The 1,574-nt window shown below is 41.3% G+C and carries 1 protein-coding gene; it reads left to right on the plus strand.

All coding sequences use genetic code 11. The features are described 5' to 3' along the window. Positions 1-109: 109 nt before the first annotated feature. Positions 110-1,462 (plus strand): IS1182 family transposase, encoded by a 1,353-nt coding sequence (locus tag LCL91_RS21805; protein ID WP_224885591.1) that lies wholly within the window; start codon positions 110-112, stop codon positions 1,460-1,462. The last annotated feature ends 112 nt before the right edge of the window (positions 1,463-1,574 follow it).

A 1,574-nucleotide genomic window follows, 5' to 3' on the forward strand; every position in this document is an offset into this window, starting at 1 on the left:
TCAGGCTGTCGAGAAAGTCTCGACAGCCTGTTTTTTTTATCTCATTTCCCTCAATTATCCATTTTGTTTTGTTATCCTATAGGTAGATTCTATTTAGGCGGTGATTTTAATGTTCCAATCTAGACAAAATCGACAAAACGAATTAGAAATAGTGACCATTGAAGAGCTCGTCCCTGAAAACCACTTACTTCGAAAAATTGACCACTACATAGACTTTTCCTTTATTCCCGAGAAAGTCCGTCCTTACTATTGTGAAGATAATGGCCGACCCTCTCTAGACCCTCTTGTGTTATTTAAAATGATGTTCATTGGATATATTTATGGCATCCGTTCTGAGCGAGAATTAGAACGCCAAATTCAAACGAATGTCGCTTATCGTTGGTTTCTTGGCTTAAATTTAACAGACTCGGTGCCTCACCACTCCACCATTAGCTGGAACCGCAGAATGAGATTTCATGAGACTGATATCTTCCAGGAGGTCTTTGATGAAATCGTTCATCAAGCGATGAATCACCGAATGGTTTCAGGTCGCGTGCTTTATACGGACTCCACCCATTTAAAAGCAAACGCCAATAAAAAGAAGTTTTCCAGAAAAGAAGTTCACGTCGAAACCGCAGATTATATAGAAGAATTGAATGAAGCTGTGGAACAGGATCGGGCTGATCACGGAAAAAAGCCACTAAAGGATAAGGAGGAGGTGAAGAAAACCAAAGAGATTAAAGTCAGTCATACCGATCCAGAGAGTGGTTATTTGTATCGTGACCACAAACCCGAGGGGTTTTTCTATTTGGATCACCGCACGACAGATATAAAATACAACATTATTACCGACGTCCATATTACTCCTGGCAACATTCATGATTCGAAGCCTTATTTACAGCGTTTGGACCGTCAGATCAAGCGATTTGGATTTCATGTTGAAGCTGTTGGATTAGATGCCGGTTACCTTACCAGTCCGATTTGTCATGGTTTAGCTCAGCGAAAGGTGTTTGGCGTTATTGCCCATCGTCGGTATCAATCACGAAAAGGATTCATTCCAAAGTGGAAATACAAGTATGAAGAAGACCCAGATCATTATATCTGTCCGCAAGGAGAGATGTTAACTTATGCCACAACCGATCGAGAAGGATACCGTCACTATAAATCTGATCCAGCAAAGTGTAAGGCATGTCCTCTGTTAGCTCAGTGTAATCAAAATCATAACCACCAGAAAACCATTACTCGGCATGTCTGGGAGGGGTCTAAAGAGCAGGTTCGACAGAACCGGCTTTCCAATGAAGGAAAGTGGATTTATAGAATGAGAAAAGAAAAAATTGAGCGTAGCTTCGCAGATTCAAAAGAACTGCATGGGCTGCGTTATTGTCGTTTGCGCGGAAAACAGAAAGTTTCAGAACAAGCGTTACTGACAGCCGCCTGTCAGAACATGAAGAAGATTGCCCTTCACCTAGACCGGCTGAGCTAGGTGAAGGAGAGTTTTTTTCATCTTATATACTTCAAAACACCATTTCAACTAACAGGAAAATCAAAACCATTAAAAAAGCTTGTAGAGGAACCAAGGGTTCCTCTACAAGCTG

Source organism: Guptibacillus hwajinpoensis (genome assembly GCF_020171785.1).
GTDB lineage: Bacteria > Bacillota > Bacilli > Bacillales > Guptibacillaceae > Guptibacillus > Guptibacillus sedimenti.

Bases quoted from the DNA above. Each gene is read 5' to 3' on its own strand.
- LCL91_RS21805 (WP_224885591.1), top strand. From the start codon at position 110: ATGTTCCAATCTAGACAAAATCGACAAAACGAATTAGAAATAGTGACC.